The following is a 25,597-nucleotide window of genomic DNA, read 5'->3' as shown; positions in this document are numbered from 1 at the left end:
ACGCCGGCACCCGCAGCCCGCGCCGGTGCGCCCACAGCAGGTCGCGCTCGACCCGGGCCACCTGGGCCGCGAACCCGTCGGTGTCCTGGTCGATCCCGAGCGTGCGCATCACCGCGCCGAAGTCCGCGACCTGGGCGGCGTCGTTGGCTCCGACCGGCGCGAAGGAGAGCCGGCGCATGCGACGCACGAGCCACCGCTGCCAGCCGGCCAGCTCGGCCCAGAGCCCCCGTGCGGAGAGCTGGTAGAACGCGTAGTGCCCCGGCTCCTGGCGCCGGATCGGCGCGATCACGGTGTCGGCGACCGCGTGCTCGCCGAGCTCGGTGACGCCGCCGTGCAGCAGGTTGTAGGCGATGACCGCCGAACGCTCGGTCGCCATGCCGGTGAGGTAGTAGAGCATCCGGCACACGTCCTGGAACGCGTCGAGGTGGGCCAGCGCCCCGAGCACCCGCATCTTCATGCTCACCGAGGTCAGGTCGGCCACCGCCGCCGGCCGGCCCAGCCGGACCTGGAGCGCGTCGAGGATCAGACCGTGCCGGATCTCCTGCGGCTGCCACACCTCGGCGTAGAAACGGCGGTCCACCTCCGGCGGATCCGGCAACAGCGTGGTCAGCTCGAGCACGTTGCGGTCGACCTCGAGCTCGACGCGGGCCATGTAGTCGAGCACGTGCCCGAACCGGTCGCCCAGCACCCCGGGGCGCCGGACCGTGTAGTCGACGGTCGCGAGGTCGATCGGAGGGTGCTCGTGGCCGAGGCGGTCCACGTGGTCGCGGAGCCGCCGCTCGGAGGTCGATGCGCGCGCCATTGCCGGATCCTAGGTCGAGGTGAGGGTCGCCTACATCGGGGTTTTCCCTGAGCCGACCGCCTAGGGTGTTCGGCGTGGGCGACCCCACCGGATCGGCCGGGACGGGCGGCACGGTCCGGATCGGCACGCCGACCGGCCGGGCCGTGGTCACGGCCGCGGTGCTGGGGTCGGGGATGACGATGCTCGACGGCACGGTCGTCAACGTCGCGCTCCGCACGATCGGCGCCGACCTGGACGCCTCGTTGGCCCAGCTGCAGTGGATCACCAACGGTTACCTGCTCTCGCTGGCGAGCCTGATCCTGCTCGGCGGCTCGCTCGGGGACCGGTTCGGGCGGCGCCGGGTGTTCGTCCTGGGCACGGTGTGGTTCGCGGCGGCGTCGCTGGCCTGCGGGCTCGCGCCGACGCCCGCGGTCCTGATCGGCGCGCGGATCCTCCAGGGTGTCGGCGCGGCGCTGCTGACGCCGGGCAGCCTCGCGATGATCCAGGGTGCCTTCGTCCCCGGGGACCGGTCCCGGGCGATCGGGTCCTGGTCGGGCCTGACCAGCGTCGCCGCCGCGGTCGGGCCGTTCGTCGGAGGCGGACTGGTGCAGTACGCGAGCTGGCGGTGGATCTTCCTGGTCAACCTGCCGATCGCCGCGATCACCGTCGTCGTCGCCCGGCGCGCCGTGCCCGAGACGCTCGACCCGGGCGCACCGCGCCGGCTCGACGTCGCCGGGGCGCTGCTGGCCGCGCTCGGCCTCGCCGGCCTGACGTACGCACTGATCGAGTGGGGTGGCCCGCTCGCGCCCTGGGCCGTGGCCGTCGCCGTCCTCGCGGCCGCGGCGTACGTCGCCGACGAGCGGCGCAGCGACCACCCGATGCTGCCCCTCGGCATCTTCGCGGACCGCACGTTCGCCGCCGCGAACGCGATGACGTTCGTCGTGTACGCCGCGCTCGGGGCGATGCTGTTCTTCCTCGTCCTGCAGCTGCAGACGGTGAGCGGGTACGGCGCGCTGCGCGCCGGCGTGGCCACGCTGCCGATCACGGTCTGCATGCTGCTGCTCGCCGCGCGGGGCGGTGCGCTCGCGGCCCGGATCGGGCCGCGGGTGCCGATGACGCTGGGGCCGCTGGTCATGGCCGTGGGCACCCTGCTGCTGCTCCGGGTCGGGCCGGACCTGGGCTACTGGACCGACGTGCTGCCGGGCCTGGTGGTGTTCGGGCTCGGGCTCGCGCTGATGGTCGCGCCCCTGACCGCGACCGCGCTGGCCGCGGTGGCCGACGAGCACGCCGGCATCGCGAGCGGGGTCAACAACGCCGTCGCACGGGCCGGATCGCTGCTCGCGGTCGCGGCGCTGCCGGCCGCGGTCGGGATCGGCGGGGAGGACTACGCCGACCCGGCGACGTTCGACGCGGCGTACGGCTCCGCCACGATCGTGTGCGCGGTGCTGCTCGCCGTGGGCGGGGTGGTCTCGTGGCTGACGATCCGCGACCCCGGGCTCCGGGCGGCCCGCGGCGCGTGACCGCAAAGACGCTAGCCGGCGACGAAGATGCAGAACGGGTGCCCGGCCGGGTCGGCGAAGACGTAGAGCGGCTCGTCCTCGTCGTCGGTGCGGTCGAGCAGCACCCGACCGCCGAGCTCGACGACCCGGGCGCGCTGGGTCTCGAGACTCTCGCGGTCGGGCACGGTCAGGTCGAGGTGCAGCATCATCTGCTGGTCCCCGGGCCGGTCCGGACCCGGCGTCCACACCGGTGGCACGTACTCGGCGTTGGCCTGGAACGCCAGGCCGCGGCCGGAGTCCGCGGCATCGGGGCCGGGCCGCAGGACCAGCCAGTCCGTGCCTCGCGGATCGTCGGCCCCGGGCGGCGGTGGCTCGTCGCCGGGCCGGTAGGCGTAGCCGAGCAGCTCGCGGTAGAACTCGGCCAGCACCCGCGGGTGGCGGCAGTCGAGGACGGTCTGGGCGACGAAGGGATGGCTCGCGCTCACCCCGGTGAACCTACGCCGGTGCGCAAGCCTTAAGGAGTCGCCGTGTGGGGCCGATCGGGATGGGTACGGAGGTCCCGACGGGACCCGCTCCGGGAGGGGACAAGCAGATGACCACGATGCTCACGGCGCCGACGCGCCCGGCACCCCGCGACGAGGTGCCCTCGGCACGCAAGGCCCGGGTCGCCGTGCACCCCAGCGACCTCGTCGACCTGATGGCGCGGCGTCCCGACCTGGTCGGCGTCTACAAGCCGGCCGACGTCGCCGTCGAGTCGGTCAGCTGGTCCGTCTGACCGTCGAGGGTCGGCTCAGCGGAACACCACCGTGCGGTGGCCGTTGAGCAGCACCCGCGACTCGGCGTGCCAGCGCACCGCGCGGGCGAGCACCTGGGTCTCGACGTCCCGGCCCGCCGAGACCAGCTGGGCCTGGGAGAACCCGTGGTCCACGCGCATCACGTCCTGCTCGATGATCGGCCCCTCGTCGAGGTCCCCGGTGACGTAGTGGGCGGTCGCGCCGACCAGCTTGACCCCGCGGTCGAAGGCCTGGTGGTAGGGCTTCGCGCCCTTGAAGCTCGGCAGGAACGAGTGGTGGATGTTGATCGCGTGGCCGGCCAGCTCGCGGCACAGCCGGTCGGAGAGGATCTGCATGTAGCGGGCGAGCACCACCAGGTGCACGTCGAGCTCGCCGACCAGCTCGAGCAGCCGCGCCTCGGCCTGCGGCTTGGTGTCCGCGGTGACCGGGACGTGGTGGAACGGCACGCCGTACGACGCCGCCATCGGCTCGGCGTCGCGATGGTTGGACACGACCGCGGCGACCTCGATGCCCAGCGAGCCGGTGCTCGCGCGGAACAGCAGGTCGTTGAGGCAGTGCAGGTCCTTGGAGACCATGATGATCGTGCGGTACGGCGCGGTCGCGTCGCGGATCTCGAAGCGCATCTCGAACTCCTCGGCCACCGGCGCGAACTCGGTGCGCAGGCTCGCCTCGTCGACGCTCCCCCGACCATCGGCGGGGACCTCGACCGCGATCCGCATGAAGAACTGTCCGCTGAGCGCGTCGCCGAACTGCTGGCTCTCGGTGATGTTCGCGCCGCGCTCCACCAGGAAGCCGGTCACGGCGTGGACGATGCCGGGGCGGTCGGGGCAGGACAGGATCAGCACGAACTCGGACACGCGGGACAGTCTCCCATCCTGGCGCCTCCGGACGGACGGTGCGGCGGTCCGGCGGGAGGCGGAGGATCCCCGGTGGGCCGGGGTTGTTCCCGCTTGTCGGGGGTTGCAACCCCTGACAAGCGGAAGATTCCCCGGTGGACCGGGGATTCCGACCGGCGCTGGACCCCGAAGCCCGCCGCCGAGCGGCGACCGTTCGGGCGATCGCGACGTACCCTGGCCGCCGGGAGGGATGTGATGGCACTCGGGCGCGCGCGCACGACGACCGCCGGCGCGGTGGTGGTGCTGCTGGCCGCGCTCGCGAGTGCCTGCAACGGATCGGCGGAGTCCGGCACCACCTCTCCGAGCCCGTCGGGCGGGAGCGCGACCACCGCGGCCGGCGGCCAGACCGCATCGCCTGCCCTGGACCCGGCGCACGCGGTGGACCCGCCGGGACCGCGGACCGGCGCGATCGCACCGGCCGACATCGTCGCGAACGGCTCGAAGCCGCTCCCGAAGGCCACCGTGGACCGGATCCGGCGCCTCGAGGGCGTGCAGGACGTCGAGCAGATCTCGCTGGTGTCGATCCCGATCGAGAACCGGGCGCTGAGCGTCGCGGCGGTCGACCCGGCGACGTACCGCAACTGGGTCACGGCGGCCGGCAGCGCCCAGACCGCAGAGGTGTGGGACCGGGTCGCGGGCGGCGAGGTCGCCCTGCGCCCGGCGCTGGAGGAGCGGGCGCCGCTGGACGCCGAGGACTTCCTCGCCCTGGGCAGCACCGCCGACGCCCCCAAGGTGCACGTCGGTGCCTACGCACAGCAGTCGTGGCTGGTCGACGCCGTCGTGAACGAGACCTGGATCCCCGACCTGGACATGACCGAGGGCAACGCGCTGCTGATCCGCACCGGCGGCACCGCACCCGAGACGCTGCGCAAGCCGATCACCCGGATCCTGCGCGGCACCGACGCGTCCGTGCAGATGACCGATGTCGTCGCACGCAAGGGCCTCGACCCCGGCGTCGTGCAGACCGCGGTGGTCGTCGGCACCATCGCCGACGCCGTGGGCACGTTCCGCTACAGCGTGCTCGGCGGTGGCCGGATCGCACCCGACCCGGCCTGGGTGGCGGCGCACATCGTGACCGAGCCGGTGCCGATCCTCGGCAACGTCACCTGCAACCGGCTGATGATCCCGCAGTTGCGGGCCGCGCTCGAGGACGTCGTCGCCCAGGGGCTCGCCGACAAGATCCATCCCGGGGAGTACGCCGGCTGCTACTACCCGCGCTTCATCGCCGGCAGCACCACGCTCTCCAACCACGCGTTCGGGCTGGCGCTGGACCTGAACGTGCCCGGCAACCAGCGCGGCACCGCCGGCGAGATCGACCGCGGCGTGGTCGCGATCTTCAAGCGCTGGGGCTTCACGTGGGGCGGCGACTGGCGCTACACCGATCCCATGCACTTCGAGATGAACCGCCTGGTCGAGCCGCGGTGAGCGCCGCCGGTCCCGCGCCGCGCACGCCGGCCGACCTCTTCGGTGCGGGGGAGACCGGCCTGGCGGCGTACCGCATCGTGCACGAGACGATCACCGGCTGGGGAGGCTGCGAGGAGCGCGTCGGCCGCAGCCAGATCGGGTTCCGCCGCGGGCGTGGGTTCGCGTGGCTGTGGAACCCCCGGCAGTACCTCCGCAGCCCCGCCGCCGACGTGGTGCTGACCTTCGCGCTCGACCACGAGCTCGACTCCCCGCGGGTCAAGCAGGCCGTGCGCACCTCGCCGCGGCACGTCGTCCACCACGTCGAGCTGCGCGACCCGGCCGTCGACCTCGACGCCGAGCTCCTGGGCTGGCTCCGCGAGGCCTACGACCGGGCCGACTGAGGCCCATGTCCTAGGGTCCTGACCCATGCGTGCCGCCCAAGTGCTCGACACCACCGGTCCCTCCGACGTCGTCGTGCGCGACGTCCCCGACCCGACGCCCGGTCCCGACGACGTGCTCGTCGAGGTGCATCGGGTCGGGATCTCGTTCCCCGACCTGCTGCTGAGCAAGGGCGAGTACCAGCTCAAGCCCGACGTCCCGTTCACGCTCGGGGTCGACTTCGCCGGCACCGTCGTCAGCGGCGGACCGTTCGAGCCGGGCCAGCGCGTCGCCGGCGTGAACGGGTACGGCGGAGCCGCCGAGCTGGTCGCCAACCCGGCGATGTTCACGTTCGCGCTGCCCGACCACGTCTCCTTCGACGAGGGCGCGGCGTTGCCGATGAACTACCTCACCGCCCAGTTCGCGCTCGCCGAGCGCGGCGGCCTGCGTGCGGGGGAGACCGTGCTCGTGCACGGCGCCGCCGGTGGCGTCGGCACCGCGTCGCTCCAGGTCGCGAAGGGGTACGGCGCACGCACCGTCGCCGTGGTCAGCACCGAGGAGAAGGCCGAGGTGGCCCGGGCCGCGGGTGCCGACGAGGCCGTGCTGCTCGACGGCTTCAAGGACGCCGTCATGCAGCTCACCGACGGCCGCGGGGTCGACGTGGTCGTCGACGTCGTCGGCGGCACGGTCTTCACCGACTCGCTGCGCTGCCTGGCCTCCCAGGGCCGGCTGCTGGTGGTCGGGTTCGCCGCCGGCCAGGGCATCCCCGAGGTCAAGGTCAACCGGCTGCTGCTCAACAACGTCGACGTCCGCGGCGTGGGCTGGGGCGCCTACGCGATGATGCGCCCGGGCTACATGCAGCAGCAGTGGGCCGCGCTGCTGCCCATGCTGGAGTCGGGCGTGGTCAAGCCGCCGGTCGGCGCGACGTACGACCTCGACGACGTCGCGCGGGCACTCGTCGACATGGACCAGCGCCGCACGCTCGGCAAGTCGGTGCTGCGGGTCAGGTAGCCGCTCCGGCGCCCGCCTCGCGTCGAGACACCAGAAGTGGCTGTCGTTGCGGCCGCGGAGCAGCCATTCCTGGTGTCTCGACGGGAGATGGGGCCCGCGGACGAGGTCAGCGGACCCGGAGCCGGACCCTGCCGGCGGCGTAGCCGTCAGCGTGGACGGTGGCGACGAACCGCTTCGAGGTCGCGATCCGGAACGTGATCGAGCAGCGCCCGGTCGCGGCCGCGGTGGTGCAGGACCGGCCGGCGGCGCTCACCCGCGCCCCGCCGATCGCGGCGCCGGCGTCGGTGGCGGTGAACGTCACCTTCTGCCGGGTGCCGTGGCGCCACGACCGGGGCGCGGCCGTGAGGCTCAGCCCGGGGAGCACCTGCTGGTGGAACAGGGCCGAGCCGTTGTTGAGCAGCACGTCCGCGGACCCGTCCGAGCCAGCGACGAACACGCCGTGCAGGCTGTCCGCGGCCGGCGGGGGCTTGATCGTGCGGACCGCGCCGAAGCGGGTGCCCGTGGTCGCGGTGCGCACGACCTTGACCTGGTCGTAGGTCGTCCACGCGATCCAGAGCCGGCCGCCGGGGCCGGAGGCCAGCGCGATGTCGCGGGCGCCCTTCGAGCCGGGGACGGTGACGGGCTCGTCGCTGCCGAACCGCCACAGCCCGATCCGGTCGCAGGTCGGATAGCCGATGCAGTACGCCGCGTACATCCCGCCGCCCGGCCGCGCTACGAACGCGGTCGACTGGCTCGGGGTGCTCACGTCGGTGCCCTCGCTGGACCGGGGCATCTTGAAGGTGGGGCCGGTGTCCGTGGGCAGCAGCTGCTTGACGAAGAGGCCGGCGGTCGAGGCCGAGCTGCCGTTGCCGGCGTACGCGACCCAGACCTCGTCGTCGTCGCGGACCAGCGTGGAGTCGTAGAGGCAGCACGAGGACACCGTGAAGGTCGAGTCGGTCGGCGTGCCGGCGTTCCAGGTCAGCATGGAGTTCAGCGGGAACGACACCACCGGCGTGCCGTCGGCGAGCGTGGTGGCCCCGGTGCCGTAGCTGGCGTAGGCGTAGTGGCTCTCGGTCAGCGCACCCTGCGCGAGGGTCCAGGTCGTGCCGCCGGCGTCGGAGGTGGCGCTGAACATCTGGCCGGTGTCGTAGGGGTCCCCGCCGTAGATGTCGTGGATGCCGCCGAACACCAGCCGGATCCCGCCACCGGGCAGACCCACGACCTTCGGGTCCTGCGGCAGGTCCGCCCAGCCGGCCACCGCGTCGCCGGTCGCGACGACGGCGCCGGTGGGGCCGATGTTGGTGAACGCGATGTCGTCGGTGGAGGCGTTCTGGCGTGGGTAGAGCACGTGCAGGACCCCGTCGGCGGTGCGGTAGAGCCCGGGCTCGGAGATGTTGAGGACCTTGCCGGTGGTCACCTTCGTCCAGGTCCCGGGCGCGCCGCGGTCGAGCGGAGGCGCGGGATCGGCCGTGCTGGGTGACGCGACGAGGGCCGTACCCACCGTGAGGGGCAGGGCCAGCCCGAGCGTGGCGACGAGGGCAGCGAGACGACGTGACGAGCGCATGGCGGTACCTCCCGTTGGAGCCGACTCTGGCACCGTCCACCCGCGTGCGCCACGGTCGGAGGTCCTGGCTGCCCGTGCCGGGCCGGTGCTCGGTCCGTGTGGGCCGCGCGTTCGCCCTGCGCGAAGCAGGAGGCATACCTCGCCCGCGCCCGGCTACTGTCGTCGCCGTGAGCATCCTCGACGACGCCCGGGCGGGCATGAACCCCGACATCCGGCCCCAGGACGACCTCTTCGGCCACGTGAACGGCCGGTGGCTGGACGAGACCGAGATCCCCGCCGACCGCTCGAGCTGGGGGCCGTTCGTCGAGCTCTCGGACGCCGCCGAGGAACACGTGCACGCGATCATCGAGGACCTGGCCCGCAAGGTCCTCGCCGGCGAGGAGGTCGACGACGACGCGCACAAGATCGGCGACCTGTTCGCGTCGTTCATGGACACCGACACCATCGCGCGGCGCGGCCTCGCGCCGGTGCGCCCCCTGGTCGACGCCGTCGCCGGCCTGCGCGACATCCGCGACCTCGCGGCCTTCCTCGGTGAGTTCGAGCGCATCGGCGGCCACGGGATGTTCGGCTCCTACGTCGACACCGACTCCAAGAACTCCGACCGCTACCTGTTCAACCTCGTGCAGGGCGGGCTCGGCCTGCCCGACGAGTCCTACTACCGCGACGACAAGTTCGCCGAGATCCGGGAGAAGTACGTCGCGTACCTGACGACGCTCTTCGGCCTCGGGGAGCACCCCGACCCGGGCGCCGCGGCCGCGACGGTCCTCGCGATCGACACCCGCATGGCCGCCGGTCACTGGGAGCGCGCCGAGACCCGCGACGTGCAGAAGACCTACAACCTGATGACGTTCGCCGAGCTCGTCGAGCTGTGCCCGGCCTTCGACTGGAGCGCCTACGTCACCAACCTCGGTGGCGACGAGGCCACGCTCGCCGAGGTGTGCGTGCGGCAGCCGTCGTACTTCTCGCACCTCTCCTCGGTGCTCGAGGAGATCCCGCTCGAGGACTGGCGGCAGTGGCTGCTGGCCCACGTGCTGCGCGCGGCCGCGCCGTACCTCACCGACGACTTCGTCGAGACCAACTTCGACTTCTACGGCCGCACGCTCAACGGCACCCCCGAGTTGCGGGCCCGGTGGAAGCGGGGGGTCGCGCTCGTCGAGGGCGCGATCGGCGAGGCGGTCGGCAAGGAGTACGTCGCCCGGCACTTCCCGCCCCGCGCCAAGGCGATGATGGACGACCTGGTGGCCAACCTGCTCGCGGCGTACCGCCAGTCGATCTCGCGGCTGGACTGGATGACCGAGGAGACCAAGCAGCGGGCCTACGAGAAGCTCGACACGTTCCGGCCCAAGATCGGCTACCCCGAGAAGTTCCGGGACTACTCGACCCTGCGGGTGACCCGCGACGACCTGCTCGGCAACGTGGCCGCCGCGTCGGCGTTCGAGACCGACCGGCAGCTGCGGAAGATCGGCTCGCCGGTCGACCGCGACGAGTGGTTCATGCTCCCGCAGACCGTCAACGCCTACTACAACCCCGGCACCAACGAGATCTGCTTCCCGGCCGGGATCCTGCAGCGGCCGTTCTTCTCCCCGGACGCCGAGGACGCGGAGAACTACGGCGGCATCGGCGCGGTCATCGGCCACGAGATCGGCCACGGCTTCGACGACCAGGGTGCCCAGTACGACGGCCAGGGCAACCTGCACGACTGGTGGACCCCCGACGACAAGGCCGCCTTCGAGGTGAAGTCGAAGGCGCTGATCGAGCAGTACGACGGCTTCGAGCCCCGCGCCCTGCCCGGCGAGCGCGTCAACGGGGCGCTCACCGTGGGCGAGAACATCGGCGACCTCGGCGGCCTGACCATCGGGCACACGGCGTACCTCATCTCGCGCGGCGGGGACGCCCCGGCCGAGGACCGGCGGAAGGTGTTCTTGAACTGGGCCTACTGCTGGCGCACCAAGCGGCGCAAGGAGCAGGAGCAGCAGTACCTCACCATCGACCCGCACAGCCCGCCGGAGTTCCGCGCCAACATCGTGCGCAACCTCGACGAGTTCCACGAGGTCTTCGACACCCAGCCCGGCGATGGCCTGTGGCTCGACCCGGAGCAGCGGGTCCGGATCTGGTGACGGGTCGGCCTTCCCCGCTGTAACGCCCGTTTACCCGCTCTATCCCCGTGCTGCAACATCGTGGGCAGAGGGGGTAACACGGCGTTACAGCGAGATGACAGCGCACCCGGGAGGACGTCGTGACGGGCATGGGGGCACACACGCAGTCGGCGTATCGGCTGCGGTTCGAGTGGGGAGCGACCGGTGCTGCAGCGATCGTCGGCGGCGCGGACGTGGCGGTCGTGGTCGACGTGCTGTCGTTCACGACCACGCTCACCGTGGCCGTGGAGCGGGGGATCACCGTCTATCCCTTCCGCTGGAAGGACGAGCGAGCGACGGCGTACGCCGCTGAGCGCGCCGCGGTGCTGGCGACCGGGCGGTCGGAGCGGACCGGCGTCAGCCTGTCGCCGGTGTCGGTGCGGGCCGCGGAGGGGATCGAGCGGTTGGTGCTGCCCTCGCCCAACGGCTCGTCGATCGCGTTCGGCCTGGCCGATGCCGGCGTCACCGTCGTCGGTGCGTCCTTGCGCAACGCCGTCGCCGTCGCGCGCTGGCTCCCCGACGGTGCGTCGGTCGCGGTCGTCGCTGCCGGTGAGCGCTGGCCCGACGGGTCGCTGCGTCCCGCGGTCGAGGACCTCTGGGGCGCGGGCGCGGTGGTGGCGGCGCTCGTCGACCTCGGCGCGACCGGCCTCAGCCCGGAAGCGCGCGTGGCCGAATGCGCGTTCCGGGCGGTCGAGGCGCGCCTGACCGAGGAGCTGCACGACTGCGCCAGTGGCCGAGAGCTCGTGGAGATCGGCTTCGCCGGGGACGTGGCGGTCGCGGCCGAGCACGACGCGTGTGCCGCCGTACCCGTCCTCGACGGAGAGGCTTTCGTCGCCGCGACCGCCCGCCCCGGCGAGCCGGTCAGCCGACGGTGGCGCAGATGATCTCGATGACCAGGGTGTTGGCGGTCGCCTTGCTGTTGTGGCCGTACACGGCCCCGGTGGCGGTGGCCAGGTTGGACTGGATGCCCTCGGTGCCGGTCACGAAGTAGCCCGCGATGCCCAGTGTCTTCTTGCCGGTGGGGCAGGTGGCGTAGACCGTGCCGTCGGCACCACTGGGGACGCTGGTGCTGTTGCTGACGAGCTCCCAGCCGCTGATGCCCGGTGCTCCGGCGGGCCCGACCGGTCCCGGAGGTCCCGCCTGCCCCGGGTCACCCTGCGGTCCCGCGGGGCCCGGGTCGCCCTCCAGTGCGGCGATCGCGGCCGCGGAGAGGTCGGCGGTCTTGAGGGTGGAGTTCTTGATGTCCCTGGTGGTCACGGTGCCGTCCTTGATGTCGGCACCGGTGATGACCGTGGCGGCGACCGCGCCGCCGGTGGCCGAGAGCAGCAGGGCGCCGGCGGCGATGGCCAGTGCCGGTGCGCTACGTGAGAGAGCTGTGAACATGCTTCGACGCTAGAGCCGGACGGCGCGCGCCGGTGGAGGCGGAGGTCACGGAGCGGATGCCGCCCGGGCCACCCCGTTCGGGCCATGGGCGCGGCGCCGGCGGCCCCGGTGCGGGCCACCGCACTGGCAGACTGCCGCTCGTGACCGGACCCCGAGGCCCCCGTGACCGAGCGACCCGCAAGGCCGACACGCTCGCGATGTGGGCGACGCCCGAGATCGACGTGTGGGTGGCCACGGCCTCGGCCGCCGGCGAGGCGCACCTGGTGCCGCTGTCGCTCGCGTGGACGGGCGAGCGGCTCGTCATCGCCGTGCAGGAGAGGTCGCGCACCGCGCGCGATCTCGCGGCGTCGGGGCGGGCCCGGCTCGCGGTCGGCCCGACCCGCGACGTCACGATGGTCGACGCGGTCCTCGAGCGCCTCGTGCCCGTCGACGAGGACGCCGGCCTCGGTGCGGCGTACGCCGCTCAGGCGGACTGGGACCCGCGCGGGGACGCGGCGTACGTCTTCGCGGTGCTGCGACCCGAGCGGGTGCAGGCCTGGCGCGAGGCCGACGAGATCGCCGGCCGCACGCTGATGCGCGGTGGCCACTGGCTCGGGTGAGCTCGCACCGGTCAGAGCAGGTGGGCGATCTCCTGGAGGTGGTGGGCCGCCTCCTCCGACGTGCCGGTGCCGTAGACGCGCAGCAGCTCGGCCAGCGCGGGTGCGGTGTCGTGGAGCTGCTGGGCGGCCGCGTCGAGCTCGCGCCCGGAGGCGACCGCGCGCAGCACCCGGCGGACGATCTCGGCGGCGTCGACACTCGTGGTGGCCGTCATCTGCCCGGTGGTGAGTCCCGGACGGGAGGCCCGGATCTCGTCGAGCCGGCCCGCGACCGCCTCGCCGCTGAGGGCGGGCGCCTCGTCGGCCAGCGCCAGCAGCGTCTGCAGCCGCGCGACCGCCTGCGGGTTGCCGATCTTGACCCGATGGCCACCGACGAGCTGGGACATCATCGCGGGGCTCAGCCCCAAGATGTCCGCCACCCGGGCCTGGGTGAGTCCCAGCCGGCCGGTCACCTGCCGGACGAGGTCGCCCAACGGCTGGCCGTAGAGGCGCCGCTGCTGCTCGATCTTGTCCGCCTCGTCCACGCGGCGCCTCCCTTCGTGAGCGAGAGCGTACGACCGATCTGTTCGCACAAGCAACCTTGACGTTCGCTATTGCGAATACCTACGGTGTTTGGCGATCGGGTCCGGACGGAAAGGTCGTGAACATGATGATCGGGCTGCGTCGCGTGGTGGCGCTGGTGTTCTTGGCTGTGGTCTGCGTCGGTGGGGTGGCGGGCACGTCGGTGCCCTCGACCGCGTCGGCGGCCGCTGGTGACGACGAGGCCGGGTTGGGCCGGATGGTCCTGCTGCTGGACTCCTCGGGGTCGATGGCGGAGCCGGCGGGCGGTGGCCAGTCGAAGATCGAGGCCGCGCGGACGGCGTTGCACACGGTCATCGAGGGTCTGCCCGACCAGGCGCAGGTGGGCCTGAGGGTGTTCGGGGCGAAGGTGTTCTCGCGCACCGACAAGGGGGCGTGCACCGACAGCCAGCTGGTGGTGCCGCCGGGGACCGACAACCGTGCGGACCTCTCCGCGGCGGTGGGGAAGTACAAGCCGTACGGCGAGACGCCGATCCCGTACGCGCTGCAGCAGGCGGCGAAGGACCTCGGTGAGGAGGGAGCGCGCTCGATCGTGCTGGTCTCCGACGGGGAGTCGACGTGTGACCCCGACCCCTGCAAGGTGGCGGCCGACCTGGAGAAGGGCGGCATCGACCTGCAGATCGACGTGGTGGGTCTGTCGGTCTCCGGGGCGGCGCGTGACCAGCTCAGGTGCATCGCGGAGGCTGGCAACGGCCACTACTACGACGCCGACAGCGCCGGCGACATCGAGAGCAGGCTGGCCCGGGTGGCCAGCCGGGCGGTGCGGCCCTTCACGCTGACCGGCCAACCGATCACCGGCGGCCCGGAGAACGACCCCACGCCGATCACGGTCGGCGACTGGATCGACACCCTGGCCGGGTCCGGCGCCACGAAGAGCTACGTCTTCGAGCGTCAGACCGCCGACACGACGATCCGGGCCGCCGCGATCACCCAGGGAGCTGCCGAGATCGCCGAAGGGTTCAACCTGACGATCTACGGACCGGACGATGCGCGCTGTGACTACGCCCGGCTGACCCGCCTGCTCGACACCCGCATGCTCATGGGCGTCGAGGCGAGCGCTGCACCGTCGACCGAGGGCGAGACCTCGACCACGGACTGCGGTGCGCCCGGGCAGTACCGGATCACGGTCTCACGCGGCCCAGGTGCGGACGGCGTCGTGCCGTTCGGCCTGCGCGTCAGTGAGGAGCCGGCCCTCGCCGACGCCGGCTACGAGCCTCCCGCAGGGAGCGGCATCCAGGTCACACCGCCCCAGGTCTCGGGCTCCGCCCAGAAGGTCGACGGAGGCGCATCGTTCGCCAATGCCACCGAGATCGGCGCCGGCCGGTGGTCGAGCACGGTCGTCCCGGGTGAGGCGCTGCTGTACCGGATCCCGCTCGAGTTCGGGCAGGCCGCCCGGGTGTCGGTGAAGTTCGCCCAGCCGCACGGGGCGACCGCGGACGCGTTCGGGCGGTTCCCCCCGCTGGCAGGGATCCGGCTCTTCGACCCGATGCAAGGCGGCCTGAGCTACCCCGACGACGCGACCTTCTCCGAGACCGCTGACGGCGCCACCCTGACCACGGCGACGGCACCGGTCAGCCGGGTCCCGACCGAGCTCCCGACGAAGTTCGACGGCGGAGGCGACTACACGACCGCCGGCGACTACTACCTGATGGTCGTGGTCGAGCCGGAGGACTACACCATCGAGCTGCCGATCACCATCGACGTCGAGGTCGTGGGCGACGCGGCGGCCGGCCCGACGTACGCCGGTGGCGCGACGTGGTCGGTGGCCACCGGCGCCAGCGGTGGCGACGGCTCGACGGAGAGCCCCAGCGGCGAGACGAGCCCGACGTCGGAGCCCACCGAGGACCCGTCGGCCTCCGGGGCCGGGTCGTCGGACGACGACTCCTCGGCGACCACGCTGGTGGCCGCCGGGCTGGGCGCGGCCGGCCTCGCGGCCGTGGTCGTCGCACTCCTGCTGTGGCGGCGCCGGCAGGCCGCCTGACCGGACGGTCGCGTCAGCGCTCGTCGCGTCGCCCGCGCGCTGCCCGCCAGCGTGCCGGGAGCTCGTCGGTGGCCGGATGGACCAACGCGCCGACCACCAGGAGCACGGCACCGAGGATCGCGATGCCGGTCGCGGTGAACGGCTCGGCGACGGACGAGGGCATCAGCCACAAGGGTGCGTAGTCCGCGGCGTCGCTGCACCGCACCGACGCTTGGCTCCCGGACCGGGAGAGCAGGGCGAGCGCCGCGATCGAGACCCCGTCGATGACCCGCGACCCGTACTGCGTCATGTCGTCCGGCTGCTCGGGGAGGCGCAGGTCGCCGTCCGGCGCGCACCCCACGTCGGTGAGGGATGGCACCCGCCGGGGATCGTCGACCTGTCCGTAGAGCACCCACGGACTCTGGTAGAAGTGCGTCGCAGGGACCGAGGTGACGCCGTCGGGATCGAGCTGGATCGGGCTCGGCGGCGCGGCCCGGCCGGCGACGACGCCGAACCCGGCGCACCCGAGGCCGAGCACGAGCAGCGCGATCGCGACCCAGGCCCGCCGGCGCCGGATGCGGGCGGTGTCGCGCAGCCGCGGCGCTCGCTGGTCCCGCCCGTGGCCACCGCCGAGCAGCCGACGAGCCAGCGACTCTCCGTCCGCCACCCCGAACGCTCCTCCCCCTTGTCCGCGCCAGCGCGCGGATCCTCGTCCGGCTGCGCTGCCGCGCACGCAGAGGCTACCCGCATCCCGCGGCGCCGAAGCCATTCCGAGCCGCGCGGTTAGGCCGGCGCACAACGGGGTATGCACGGACCATGACACTGGCGGTTGCGCTCCTCGAGGAGCACCCGGTCGCCAGGCCACGGGGGACTGCGACCTGGGGGTCGTGGCAGGTTCATCCGTGGTCTGACCCGACCTCCTTGGCCACGGACGAGACGGTGCTCTCGCCTACGACACGACAGCTCCTCGTCCTCAGCCCGCAGGCTGGGTCGGGCCCTGCGCACGTCGCGGCAGCCACCGTCGCTGCGGTCCGCCCCGAGCTCAGCGTGCGCGTCGTCGCGGTGCCGTTCTCCACGACGGCCATGATGCGTGCGGTCGAGATGGTGCCCGACCGGGTCCACGGCGCCAACGCCGTCTTCGCCGACGTCCGGGCCCGGCTCGATGCCCTGACCTGGGGCGCCTGGCTGCCGTCGGTCGCCAAGCTGACCACCCCGGCGCCGACCCTGCGCCAGCACGTGCACTCCTGGCTGCGGGACCGGTCCGGCTACCTGGCCGTCCACGGCGACCCGGGGTGGGTGGCCAAGCTCCCGATCGGACAGCTCGCGCCCGACCGACAGCTCCCGCGGGTGCCCCCGCGCGGGGTGGTGGCCACGGCCTACGACTGCCACGCCTTCGGTGAGCTTCCCGAGGTCGCCGTCGCGACACTCTTCTCGATGGGGCTCACCAGCCGGCCGGTCCGCCGGGAGGCGACCAGTGATCCCACGCCGGTCTGGGGGACCGCGAAGGCGGTCGAGTTCGTGGTCGCGTGGCCAGGGGTCGCGGAGCTCTCGCCCGCCACGGGCCGCTGCCCGATCTGCGATGAGGCCGTCTGGGGCCACGACTGTGCCTTCTGCCGGGTCCGCGCGATCCCTGGCCCCGCGGTCCCGGTGACCGCCCAGCCCGCCGGCACCCCGCCACCGGCGACCGCACCCCACCTCGCATCGCTCAGCACCGCCGGAGGAGCCACCCAGTGAACCCCCGCCAGCGTCGCGGCGTCTTGTTCCTTCTCGCCGCCGCGGCCTTGTCGCTCGCCGTCTTCTTCGCAGTGAGCAACTACGTCAAGGACGTCGACAGTCAGGTCGGCCCACGGATCACCGTCTACGAGGTGGCGAAGCCCGTCGACGCCTACAGCCCTCTGGGCGCCTCCAACCTGCACGCGATCGAGGTGCCTCGGCGCTGGGCGGCACGGACCGCGGTCACCAGCCTGCGTGAGCTCGAGGGGCGGCGGGTGTCGTTCCCCCTCGCCACCGGCACCGTGGTGACCTCCGACATGCTGATCCCTTCGACGGACCTCAGCCCCACCGAGCGTGAGATCGCGATCAACGTCAACAGCGTGACCGGGGTCGCCGGCCGGGTCCGCCCGGGCGACCGGGTCGACATCGTCGCGGTGTTCGCCGATGTGCCGGGTCTGCCCAAGCAGGCCCGGGTCCTCGTGCGCGACGTCCGCATCGTCTCGATCGGCGGTCAGCAGACCATCACGGTCGACGACGAGGGCAGCGTGGCCAACACCAAGGACGTCGTCCCGGTGACGCTCGCGCTGGAGCCCGAGGACGCGCTGTCGGTGACCTATGCGGCGGCGTTCGCCCAGGAGGTCCGGCTCGTCGCCCTGCCCGGCGACGTGGGCACCAACCGGTCGCGCGAGGTCGACGAGTTCGACGCGAGCGACCTCGGCGGCAAGGCGATCCCGGAGGAGGCACAGTGACCAAGGTGGTGGTCGGCGCGGCCGACCAGGGTGTCCAGAGCGAGATCCGCAGCCTGTTGGCCGAGATCGACGGCGCCGAGGTGGTGACCTACGAGCAGTCGACCGGGGAGCTGTCGGCCGCCGTGGGCCGGCTCCGGCCGGACGTCGTGGTCGTCCACGACCGGCTCGGCCCGCAGAGCGCGCCGGAGGTCGTGCGCGAGATCGTGTTCCGCTCCCCGGCCAGCGGGGTGGTCGTCCTCAACTCCTCCGGCGACGTCGAGGGCGCGCTGAAGGCGATGGAGGCCGGCGCCAAGGGCGTCGTCTCCTACCCCATCTCCTTCGACGACCTGCTCGGACGCTACGAGGCGGCCCGGGAGTGGTCCGAGCGCATGGGGGGACTGCTGTCCGGCACGGTCGCCGACACCACCCAGGCGCTCGGTCGGCACGGGCGGGTGACGGTGTTCGCCGGCGCGAAGGGTGGCGTGGGGACGACCACGATCGCCACTCACATGGCGCTCGACCTGCGCCGGAAGGTCTCCGGTCTGCGGGTCTGCCTGGTCGACCTCGACCTGCAGGCCGGTGACGTCTCGAGCATCCTCGAGGCCCGACAGCGGGTCTCGATCGCCGACGTCGCGAAGGTCGCCGAGGACCTCTCGCCCGCGACGATCCTGGACGCGCTGGTCCAGCACGAGTCGGGCATCTCCCTGCTGCTCACGCCGATGCAGGTCGCCGAGACCGAGTACGTCACCCCTGCCGCCGTGCGTGCGATCCTCGGCCTGCTGCGCCAGGAGTTCGACGTGATCATCGTCGACGGAGGCTCCCACGCCACGCCGGCGCAGGCCGCGGCCGTCGAGGTGGCGGACACGGTCGTGACGGTCGTGACGCCGGACGTGCTGGCGATGCGGTCGTTCCGGCGCACCGTGCAGGCGTGGGAGAGCTTGGGCGTCAGCGCCGAGCAGGACCTGAACGTCCTGGTCAACCGGGTCTCGCGCGAGGACGTCCTCAACCCCGACGCCCTGGCCCGGTTGACCTCGGCGAAGGTCGTCTCGACCCGGCTGCCCGCGACCTTCCGCCGCCTCGAGCGCGCCGTGAACTCCCGCGACCCGGGCGAGGTCCGCGAGGCCGCCTGGTGGTCGGCCCTGGAGCGGATCGGTGCCGAGATCGGGGTGAGCGGCGTCGCGGTCGCGGAGCCGCCGACCCGCGCTCCGGCACGGCGCCGCGGGGGCGCACGTCGCGCCGCCGTCGAGACGGGTCAGGTCGCGGTGGAGACCGTCGTCCTCGTGCCGCTCGTGATCCTCGTCGTGCTGCTGGCCTGGCAGGTGGGCCTGACCGCGTTGGCCTTCGTGTGGAACGGGCATGCCGCCAACGCCGCGGCGCGAGCCCAGGCGATCGGGGAGGACCCCGCGGCCGCGGCCCGCGACGCCGTTCCGGCATCGATCCAGGACCAGGTGCACGTCAGCGTGCTCGGCGACGGGACGGTCAAGGTGACGATGGACATTCCCGCCCTCTGTCCCGGGTGCGCCGAGCTGCCCGGCCACATCTCCCAGACCTCGCAGGTGGTGGAGGAGCCATGAGCAGCCGTCGTCGTGATGAGCGTGGCACGGTCGCCATCGAGGTGGTCGCGTTGGTGCCGCTGCTCGTGCTCGTCGCGCTCTACACCCTCCAGGTGGGCGTCGCGGGGTGGGCCGCTTCGCAGACCCAGGAGGCGGCACGACAGTCCGCGCGCGCCCAGAGCCTCGGACGCGACCCCGTCGCCGCGGCGGAGGACGCCCTGCCGGCGGGGCTCCACGTGTCCCGCGTCGACGTGTCGGGTGACTCGGTGAAGCTCGTGGTCGAGGTGCCGCGGGTCGCCCCCCTGCCGGCGTTCACGGTCGAGCGCGAGGTCGCGATGGCGGTGGCGCCGTGAGCGGCGGCTACCGGGGTTTCGCCGGCGTCGCGGGCAACGGCGTCGAGCTCGGCGCCAGCGAGAGCTCCGATGAGCTGCTGGTGCGGCGCCTCAAGCGCCTGCTGCTCGACGAGGTCGACCTGACCGAGGTCGGGCGCCTCGACGAGGCGCAGCGGCGTACCCGCCTGGAGCGGGTGCTCAACCACCTGGTCTCGCGCGAGGGCATCATCCTCAGCACCCGGGAGCGCACCAGCCTGGTCCGCCGGGTGGTCGACGAGGCCGTCGGTCTCGGTGTGCTCGAGCCGATCCTCGCCGACCCGGCGGTCAGCGAGATCATGATCAACGGGCACGACACCGTGTACGTCGAGCGCTACGGCGTGCTCGAGCGGATCCCGTCGGGCTTCACCAGCAACGAGCAGCTGCTGCAGACGATCGACCGGGTGGTCTCGACCGTGAACCGCCGCGTGGACGAGTCCAGCCCGATGGTCGACGCCCGGCTGCCTCCCGACTCTCGGCTGCCGCGCGGTGCACGCGTCAACGTCGTGCTCCCGCCGTTGGCGCTGCGCGGCCCGACGGTCACGATCCGGCTGTTCCCTCGGCGCTACGGCATGGACGAGCTGATCCAGCGCAGCGCCGTCGACTCGGCGACCGCCCAGCTACTCGAGGCCGCGGTCCGGGCGCGGCTCAACATCGTCGTCTCGGGCGGGACCGCCTCGGGCAAGACGACGATGCTCAACGCCCTGTCGGCCTTCATCCCGGGCCGGGAGCGCATCGTCACGATCGAGGACGCGGCCGAGCTCTCGCTGGAGCAGGAGCACGTGGTCCAGCTCGAGACCCGGCCGGCCAATGTCGAGGGTCGCGGTGAGGTGACCATCCGCGACCTGGTGCGCAACGCGCTGCGCATGCGTCCCGACCGGATCGTCGTCGGCGAGTGTCGCGGCGGCGAGGCGCTCGACATGCTCCAGGCGATGAACACCGGCCATGAGGGCTCGCTCACGACCGTGCACGCCAACACCACCGATGACGCCCTGTCGCGGATGGAGACCATGGCGGCGATGTCCGACGTGGAGATCCCCTTCCATGCCCTGCGCGAGCAGGTGAACTCCTCGATCGACCTGGTCGTGCAGCTCGTGCGGTCCGCCGACGGCACCCGCCGCGTCGTCGAGGTCAGCTATCTCTCCTCGCGGCGCCGGGAGGACTTCGAGCTGAGCCGGATCGTCCACTGGGACCCGCACGCGCCCGGAGAGGCAGGCGCGCGCGGTGCGTTCGTCCGCCACCCCGTGCACCCGCGCCTCGTGGCCCGGCTCCAGGAGCGGTCCGAGCAGCTGCCGGCGGGCTTCCACGCCGCCGACGGCCTGACCGGTCTGGACAGTGGGGGTGGCGTCTCATGGTCGTGACGGCACTGCTGTGCTCGGTCGCCGCCGTCCTGTTCGGTCTGCTCGGCCTGCGGTCGCTGTCATCGGTCGCCACGGAGCGGCGCCGCATCGCGGCGGCCGTCGCCGGCTACGACCAGGCCGAGGACCAGCCCCTGCTCGACCGCCTCAACCGCAGCTTCCGGCGTACTCGGCTCGGCGTGGCCGTCGAGCGCGAGCTGGTCCTGGCCGGCATCCGTCAGCGTGCGCTCAGCGTCGTCCTGGTCGCGAGCGGCGTCAGCCTCCTGGCCGCCTACCTGCTGTGGACCGCCCTGGCGCCGGTGTTCGGCATCCTGGGCGTGAGCATCGGCGGGTTCGCCCTGCGTGCCTACATCCGTCGCGCCAAGGCGCGCCGGCTCGAGGCGTTCATCGTCCAGATGCCCGAGGTCGCCCGCGTGCTGGCCAACGCGACCAACGCGGGCCTGTCGATCTCGACCGCCATCGGGATCGCGGGCGAGGAGCTGGCCGCGCCGGCCGGAACCGAGCTGCGACACGTGGCCGACGCGCTGCGGTTCGGCACCGATCTGGAGACCGCGCTCGACGACATGGGGAGTCGGCTGCCCTCCCGCGAGGTCGGGGTGCTCCTGTCGACGCTGGTGGTCTGCTCCCGCAGCGGCGGCTCGCTGGTGACCTCGCTGCGCGACATCGCGGACACGCTCGAGGCCCGCAAGGAGACCCGCCGCGAGATCCGGACCACGCTCGCCCAGGCCCTGGCCACCGGCTACCTCGTCATCCTGCTCGGCGTCGGCATGCTGTTCATGCTCAACACCATCCAGCCCGGGTCGGTCGAGGCGATGACCGGGCAGATCGTCGGGCAGATCTCTCTGGTCATCGCCGGCTCGTTGTTCGTGCTCGGCTACTACCTGATCCGCAAGATGACGAGGTTCGACATATGAACCTCACGATCTACCTGCCGGGTGTGGCCGTGGCCGGGGCGCTGCTCCTGGCCCTGCACGGCTACCGGCTGCTGCGGGCGGACGCCGCGGAGGGCCTGGGGCTCGAGGAGCTCATGGTGCTGCGGCCCGAGCAGCGTCGCGCGGCACGCGGCGAGGGGCCGTTGGGCCGACTCGCGACGCGACTGGCTCCGCGCGTGCGGCGCCGGCTGCCCCACCGCGCCGTCGAGTGGCTGCAGGCCCAGGTGGCCTACGCCGGACGCCCCGACGGGTTGAGCGTCGACGGCGTGATCCGCGGGGTCATGCTCTGGGTCATCCTCCTGGCTCCCGCCACGCTGATCTGCCTCGCCTCGGCCAACGTCTTGGGCCTCGTGCTGTGCCTGGTGGCGCCCGTGGTGTTCCCGCTCTCCCGGCTCTCTCGCCTGCGCCGCCTGCGCACCGAGGCCCTCGACCGCGACCTGCCCGACTTCCTCGACGTGCTCGCCGTCACCGTCACCGCCGGCGTCGGGTTCCGCCCGGCACTGATGCGGGTCTCAGAGCGCTTCGGTGGCCCGCTGGCGGCCGAGATGCAGCACGCGCTCGGGCAGGTCCAGCACGGCGCCTCGCTGCGGGCGGCGTTCGAGCAGCTGCGCGAGCGCAGCGACTCCGAGGCGCTGAGCCAGTTCGTCACCGCGTTCTTGCAGTCCGACGAGCTCGGCGCACCACTGGTCGACGCCCTCAACCAGATCGCGATCGACCAGCGCCGCGAGCACGCCCAACGGATGCGCCGCAAGGCCGCGCGGGTCGCCCCGCGGGTCACGCTCGTGACGACGATCGTGCTGGTGCCTGCGGTGCTGATCATCCTCATCGTCGGCATCGTCTTGGGCTCGGGTCTGGACTTCGGCAACCTGTTCGGGGGGTTCTCGGGATGAGTGACGACGCAACCGACGTGATGGAGGTCCGGACCCTGATCCGGGTCGCGTTCCTGATGCGGATGATGACGCTGCTGGCCAGCCTCGCCGGCTTCGTGGAGAGGACGCTCTCGCCCGTCGCCATCGTGGCCATCGCGTTCCTGACCCTCAGCAGCATGGCCGGCATCTCGCTGCCCTCCGTGCCCGACTTCCTGCAGCGACACCCCCTGCTGGTGATGGTCGACGGGCTGGTGATGACCGCGCTGATGGTGGCGCTCGGCACCGACAACCCGCTGGTCCTGGTCGCGCTGAGCAGCTGTGTCGTCACCGGTGTCGTGCTGCCACCGCTGCCGGCCGCGCTGTCGACGGTCGCGATGGTCGGCGGCTATCTGACCGCGAGCCTGCTCGACCGCGAGATCGACTCCTCCTTCCTCGTGGCCTTCGGCTTCCCGATCACCTTCGTGTCGGTCGTCGTGCTCGGCCAGGTGTTCCGGCTGCTCGCGACACGCAAGCGTCAGTCCGAACGTGCCTTCGCCGACCTCGTGTCCGGTGCCGCGGCGGCGGCCGAGCGCGCCCGGCTCGCCCGCGAGCTGCACGACTCCACGGCCAAGACCCTGCAGGGACTGACGTTGACCGCGCAGTCCCTGGAGCACTGGATCCAGCGCGACCCCCAGCGCGCGGCCGCTGAGGCCGGTGACATCGCCCGGGCCTCGGCCGACGCGGTGGCGCGCCTCCGAGAGCTGCTCTCGACCCTGCGGCAAGACCACCTCGACCAGCCCTTCCACGAGTCCCTCGCCGCGCTCGCCCGCGACTGCACCCACGGACGCGACGTACGCCTGCGGCTCGACCTCGAGGAGGTGTCGGTCTCGGCGCCGTCGGTGCGCTACGAGCTGCTCGCCGCCGCCCGCGAGGCGATCCTCAACGCGCTGGCGCACTCGGGCGCCGACCGGCTCTCGGTCCGGATGTGCAGCGATGGCGACGACCTGCTCGTCGAGATCGCCGACGACGGATGCGGGTTCTCCCTCGAGGTGCTGCCCGAACGGGAGCGCGAGGGCCACTTCGGGGTCCGCGGATACACCGAGCGCCTGGCCCAGGTCGGTGGGCGAGCCGAGATCGAGACCGCGTCCGGCCGCGGGACGAGCGTCCGCCTGGTCGCGCCGCTCATGGGCCTGAAGGAGGCGAGCTATGTCTGACCTCGAGGATCTCACCCTGCCGCTGCCGACGCCGGCCGAGGGGCCGACGCGCATCCTGGTCGTCGACGACAACCCCGTCGTCCGCACCGGGCTGCGCAGCCTGCTGGAGACCTCGGACCTGGTGGAGGTCGTCGGCGAGGCCGGGGACGGGGTGCTCGCGGAGTCGATGGTGCACAGCCTGCGACCCGACGTGGTCCTGCTCGACGTCCGGATGCCTCGGCGTGACGGCGTCCAGACGGCCCGGGCGATCGCCCCGGAGACGACGGTGATCATGCTGACCTTCACCGACGAGCCCGAGCACATCCGAGCCGCGCTCGACGCCGGCGCGAGCGGCTACCTGGTCCACGGCTCCTTCGACGCCACCACGCTCGTGCACACGGTGCGCAGCGCCGCGCTCGGCGCCGGCGCGTTCTCCCACCAGGCGCTCGAGGTGCTGCGCGGCGGACCGAGGACGGAGGATCCCGAGGTCGAGCGTCGGCGCCGGCAGCAGCGGTTCGACCTGAGCGACCGCCAGGTCGAGCTCATGGAGCTGATCGCCCAGGGCAAGACCAACAGCGAGATCGCCCGAGAGCTCTACCTCGCCGAGAAGACGGTGAAGAACCACGTGAACGCGATCTTCGGCAAGCTCGTGGTCACCAACCGCAGCGAGGCCATCGCCGTGTGGCTCGGCACCCGGGAGCTGGAGTGAGTCTGGGCCCACCAGGAGGCCCAGCGGCGGGCCCGGCAGTGGGCCCAACGATGGGCCCCTGGGCCCCCGGCGCGGCGGCCGATCGCACCTAGATTTCACAGTGTCGTCAGGGACGGCGACCCAGATCCAGGACACAGGCTTACGGCCCGTACGGGGGACGTGGCCGAGACAGTGAAAGAGGATGATCCAGATGCAGAAGCTCATCATGACCTACCTGATGCTCCAGGCCCACCTGCTCGAGGCCCGCGACGACGAGAAGGGCCAGGGCACCCTGGAGTACGTCGGCATGATCATCGTCGCCGCCGGCATCGCCCTCGCGGTGCTGCAGGCCGCCGACGCCATCGACCTCGGCGGCGTCTTCACCACCGCCGTGAACAGCGTGACCGGCGGGTGACCTCCGCTCCGCACCGCCGCTGACGCGGGCCCCGGACTCCGGGGCCCGCGTTCGCCACGTCCACCAGTCGCCAGACCACCAGGGGGAGTTCGTCGATGAACCGGTCGCACGCACGTGATCGGCGCCGAGACGAGCGCGGCCAGATCGCGACGCCGATCATCATCATGGCGTCCACCTTCCTGATCGCGCTCGCGCTGTGGGGGGTGGCCGCGCTCGGTCACGGCACCGACGAGAAGTCGCAGGCGCAGAGCGCCGCCGACGCCGCTGCGCTCGCCGGAGCGGGTGCGCTGGCCGACGAGCTGCCGGCGATCTTGGGGATGCTGCACTCGAAGGGCGGCTTCGAGGGCCTGGTCGGTTGCGGCCTGGGCCAGAGCCAGGCCAGCACCTACGCGGGCAAGAACGACGCCTCGCTGACGTCGTACTGCTTCGACCTCGCTCACAACCGGGTCGAGGCATCCGTGGAGATGAACGAGCCCGTCTCCGACGACGTTGGCCCCGCGGTCGCAGACGCCGTGGCCAGCACCGGTTTCGACGTCGGCTCCTGCTCCTGGCAGGACGACCCGCCACCGAGCCCCAGCCCGACGCCCACGCCCACGCCCACCGAGCCCCCCGACGACGATCCGAGCGGGCCGCCGCCGAGCCCGACGCCGCCGCCTCCGCCGCCGGACATCGGGACCACGCTGACCTGCGGACCGATCGTGGCCCACTTCGTCATCGGCGGCGAGAGCGGCCTGCTGTCGCTCGTCGACGTCGACGTCCACGGCCTGGAGCCCCGCCTGGTCGACTGAGCTCATCGAGTGAGCGGTGGCCGCACCGACACGACGCCCTCCCGGGGACCCCGG

General features: G+C 72.7%; 27 protein-coding genes. 20 read left to right on the top strand and 7 right to left on the bottom strand.

Features of this window, described 5'->3' with window-relative positions; all coding sequences use genetic code 11:
• The coding region (locus VGD85_RS07045; RefSeq protein WP_331062736.1) for a GTP-binding protein LepA at positions 1–802 on the bottom strand (802 nt) is incomplete at its 3' end.
• A gap of 74 nt (positions 803–876) precedes the next feature.
• On the opposite strand from VGD85_RS07045, the gene VGD85_RS07040 reads away from it, so the two are divergent.
• Complete coding sequence (locus tag VGD85_RS07040) at positions 877–2,301, top strand: MFS transporter (protein WP_331062735.1); 1,425 nt, start codon at positions 877–879, stop codon at positions 2,299–2,301.
• An 11-nt stretch (positions 2,302–2,312) separates the two neighbouring features.
• Here the strand turns inward: VGD85_RS07040 and VGD85_RS07035 are convergent, their stop codons facing one another.
• Positions 2,313–2,765 carry a VOC family protein gene (locus tag VGD85_RS07035; RefSeq protein ID WP_331062734.1) on the bottom strand — a complete coding sequence of 151 codons (453 nt, stop codon included), beginning with the start codon at positions 2,763–2,765 and terminating at the stop codon, positions 2,313–2,315.
• A gap of 107 nt (positions 2,766–2,872) precedes the next feature.
• Here VGD85_RS07035 and VGD85_RS07030 point away from each other — a divergent pair, with 107 nt between their 5' ends.
• Entirely contained in the window at positions 2,873–3,055 is a 183-nt protein-coding gene (locus VGD85_RS07030) for a hypothetical protein (RefSeq protein WP_331062733.1), read from the top strand.
• A 15-nt stretch (positions 3,056–3,070) separates the two neighbouring features.
• On the opposite strand, the gene purU is transcribed toward VGD85_RS07030, so the two are convergent.
• Entirely contained in the window at positions 3,071–3,931 is an 861-nt protein-coding gene (purU, locus tag VGD85_RS07025; protein WP_331062732.1) for a formyltetrahydrofolate deformylase, read from the bottom strand.
• Between the two features lie 234 nt (positions 3,932–4,165).
• Between purU and VGD85_RS07020 the strand changes: the two genes are divergently transcribed.
• Genes VGD85_RS07020 through VGD85_RS07010 form a run of 3 tightly spaced genes read left to right on the top strand, consistent with a single transcriptional unit; the run spans position 4,166 to position 6,763 of the window.
• Positions 4,166–5,395, top strand: a complete 1,230-nt coding sequence (locus tag VGD85_RS07020; RefSeq protein ID WP_331062731.1) for a M15 family metallopeptidase — start codon at positions 4,166–4,168, stop codon at positions 5,393–5,395.
• Positions 5,392–5,775, top strand: coding sequence for a DUF5655 domain-containing protein (locus VGD85_RS07015; RefSeq protein ID WP_331062730.1), 384 nt, complete (start codon positions 5,392–5,394; stop codon positions 5,773–5,775). Before VGD85_RS07020 ends, VGD85_RS07015 begins: the two co-directional genes overlap by 4 nt.
• 25 nt (positions 5,776–5,800) lie before the next feature.
• Entirely contained in the window at positions 5,801–6,763 is a 963-nt protein-coding gene (locus VGD85_RS07010) for an NADPH:quinone oxidoreductase family protein (RefSeq protein ID WP_331062729.1), read from the top strand.
• A gap of 106 nt (positions 6,764–6,869) precedes the next feature.
• On the opposite strand, the gene VGD85_RS07005 is transcribed toward VGD85_RS07010, so the two are convergent.
• Positions 6,870–8,306: a hypothetical protein gene (locus VGD85_RS07005; protein ID WP_331062728.1), complete on the bottom strand. Its 1,437-nt coding sequence runs from the start codon at positions 8,304–8,306 to the stop codon at positions 6,870–6,872.
• 167 nt (positions 8,307–8,473) lie between these two features.
• On the opposite strand from VGD85_RS07005, the gene VGD85_RS07000 reads away from it, so the two are divergent.
• Together VGD85_RS07000 and VGD85_RS06995 are read left to right on the top strand one after the other, a co-directional pair.
• Positions 8,474–10,423, top strand: coding sequence for a M13 family metallopeptidase (locus VGD85_RS07000; protein WP_331062727.1), 1,950 nt, complete (start codon positions 8,474–8,476; stop codon positions 10,421–10,423).
• A 128-nt stretch (positions 10,424–10,551) separates the two neighbouring features.
• Positions 10,552–11,325 carry a 2-phosphosulfolactate phosphatase gene (locus tag VGD85_RS06995; protein WP_331062726.1) on the top strand — a complete coding sequence of 258 codons (774 nt, stop codon included), beginning with the start codon at positions 10,552–10,554 and terminating at the stop codon, positions 11,323–11,325.
• Here VGD85_RS06995 and VGD85_RS06990 read toward each other — a convergent pair.
• Complete coding sequence (locus VGD85_RS06990; protein WP_331062725.1) at positions 11,303–11,824, bottom strand: hypothetical protein; 522 nt, start codon at positions 11,822–11,824, stop codon at positions 11,303–11,305. The two genes, VGD85_RS06995 and VGD85_RS06990, sit on opposite strands and share 23 nt — an antisense overlap.
• Before the next feature lie 140 nt (positions 11,825–11,964).
• Between VGD85_RS06990 and VGD85_RS06985 the strand changes: the two genes are divergently transcribed.
• A complete protein-coding gene (locus tag VGD85_RS06985; protein WP_331062724.1) occupies positions 11,965–12,423 on the top strand; it encodes a pyridoxamine 5'-phosphate oxidase family protein in 459 nt (152 codons plus the stop codon).
• Positions 12,424–12,434: 11 nt separating this feature from the next.
• On the opposite strand, the gene VGD85_RS06980 is transcribed toward VGD85_RS06985, so the two are convergent.
• A complete protein-coding gene (locus VGD85_RS06980) occupies positions 12,435–12,944 on the bottom strand; it encodes a DNA-binding protein (RefSeq protein WP_331062723.1) in 510 nt (169 codons plus the stop codon).
• Positions 12,945–13,066: 122 nt separating this feature from the next.
• Here VGD85_RS06980 and VGD85_RS06975 point away from each other — a divergent pair, with 122 nt between their 5' ends.
• Positions 13,067–14,980, top strand: coding sequence for a vWA domain-containing protein (locus tag VGD85_RS06975; protein ID WP_331062739.1), 1,914 nt, complete (start codon positions 13,067–13,069; stop codon positions 14,978–14,980).
• Positions 14,981–14,993: 13 nt separating this feature from the next.
• Here VGD85_RS06975 and VGD85_RS06970 read toward each other — a convergent pair whose 3' ends face one another.
• A complete protein-coding gene (locus VGD85_RS06970; RefSeq protein ID WP_331062722.1) occupies positions 14,994–15,626 on the bottom strand; it encodes a hypothetical protein in 633 nt (210 codons plus the stop codon).
• A gap of 254 nt (positions 15,627–15,880) precedes the next feature.
• Between VGD85_RS06970 and VGD85_RS06965 the strand changes: the two genes are divergently transcribed.
• From VGD85_RS06965 to VGD85_RS06915, 11 genes are all read left to right on the top strand, one after another.
• Positions 15,881–16,693: a hypothetical protein gene (locus tag VGD85_RS06965; RefSeq protein ID WP_331062721.1), complete on the top strand. Its 813-nt coding sequence runs from the start codon at positions 15,881–15,883 to the stop codon at positions 16,691–16,693.
• Positions 16,690–17,421: a Flp pilus assembly protein CpaB gene (gene cpaB, locus VGD85_RS06960; protein WP_331062720.1), complete on the top strand. Its 732-nt coding sequence runs from the start codon at positions 16,690–16,692 to the stop codon at positions 17,419–17,421. The genes VGD85_RS06965 and cpaB overlap by 4 nt, the downstream gene beginning before the upstream one ends.
• Positions 17,418–18,974, top strand: a complete 1,557-nt coding sequence (locus VGD85_RS06955; RefSeq protein ID WP_331062719.1) for an AAA family ATPase — start codon at positions 17,418–17,420, stop codon at positions 18,972–18,974. Before cpaB ends, VGD85_RS06955 begins: the two co-directional genes overlap by 4 nt.
• Entirely contained in the window at positions 18,971–19,306 is a 336-nt protein-coding gene (locus VGD85_RS06950; RefSeq protein ID WP_331062718.1) for a TadE/TadG family type IV pilus assembly protein, read from the top strand. The genes VGD85_RS06955 and VGD85_RS06950 overlap by 4 nt, the downstream gene beginning before the upstream one ends.
• A complete protein-coding gene (locus tag VGD85_RS06945) occupies positions 19,303–20,682 on the top strand; it encodes a CpaF family protein (RefSeq protein WP_331062717.1) in 1,380 nt (459 codons plus the stop codon). The genes VGD85_RS06950 and VGD85_RS06945 overlap by 4 nt, the downstream gene beginning before the upstream one ends.
• Positions 20,679–21,593 (top strand): type II secretion system F family protein, encoded by a 915-nt coding sequence (locus tag VGD85_RS06940; RefSeq protein ID WP_331062716.1) that lies wholly within the window; start codon positions 20,679–20,681, stop codon positions 21,591–21,593. Before VGD85_RS06945 ends, VGD85_RS06940 begins: the two co-directional genes overlap by 4 nt.
• On the top strand, positions 21,590–22,501 hold the full coding sequence (locus VGD85_RS06935) for a type II secretion system F family protein (protein WP_331062715.1): 912 nt from the start codon (positions 21,590–21,592) through the stop codon (positions 22,499–22,501). Before VGD85_RS06940 ends, VGD85_RS06935 begins: the two co-directional genes overlap by 4 nt.
• Positions 22,498–23,673 (top strand): sensor histidine kinase, encoded by a 1,176-nt coding sequence (locus VGD85_RS06930; protein WP_331062714.1) that lies wholly within the window; start codon positions 22,498–22,500, stop codon positions 23,671–23,673. The genes VGD85_RS06935 and VGD85_RS06930 overlap by 4 nt, the downstream gene beginning before the upstream one ends.
• Complete coding sequence (locus VGD85_RS06925; protein WP_331062713.1) at positions 23,666–24,361, top strand: response regulator transcription factor; 696 nt, start codon at positions 23,666–23,668, stop codon at positions 24,359–24,361. Before VGD85_RS06930 ends, VGD85_RS06925 begins: the two co-directional genes overlap by 8 nt.
• A gap of 190 nt (positions 24,362–24,551) precedes the next feature.
• Positions 24,552–24,755: a hypothetical protein gene (locus VGD85_RS06920; RefSeq protein WP_331062712.1), complete on the top strand. Its 204-nt coding sequence runs from the start codon at positions 24,552–24,554 to the stop codon at positions 24,753–24,755.
• A gap of 95 nt (positions 24,756–24,850) precedes the next feature.
• Positions 24,851–25,543, top strand: coding sequence for a pilus assembly protein TadG-related protein (locus tag VGD85_RS06915; protein ID WP_331062711.1), 693 nt, complete (start codon positions 24,851–24,853; stop codon positions 25,541–25,543).
• Positions 25,544–25,597: the final 54 nt, after the last annotated feature.

It is taken from the genome of Nocardioides sp., from assembly GCF_036401255.1.
Lineage (GTDB): Bacteria > Actinomycetota > Actinomycetes > Propionibacteriales > Nocardioidaceae > Nocardioides.
This window is presented reverse-complemented; position numbering and strand designations above follow the sequence as displayed.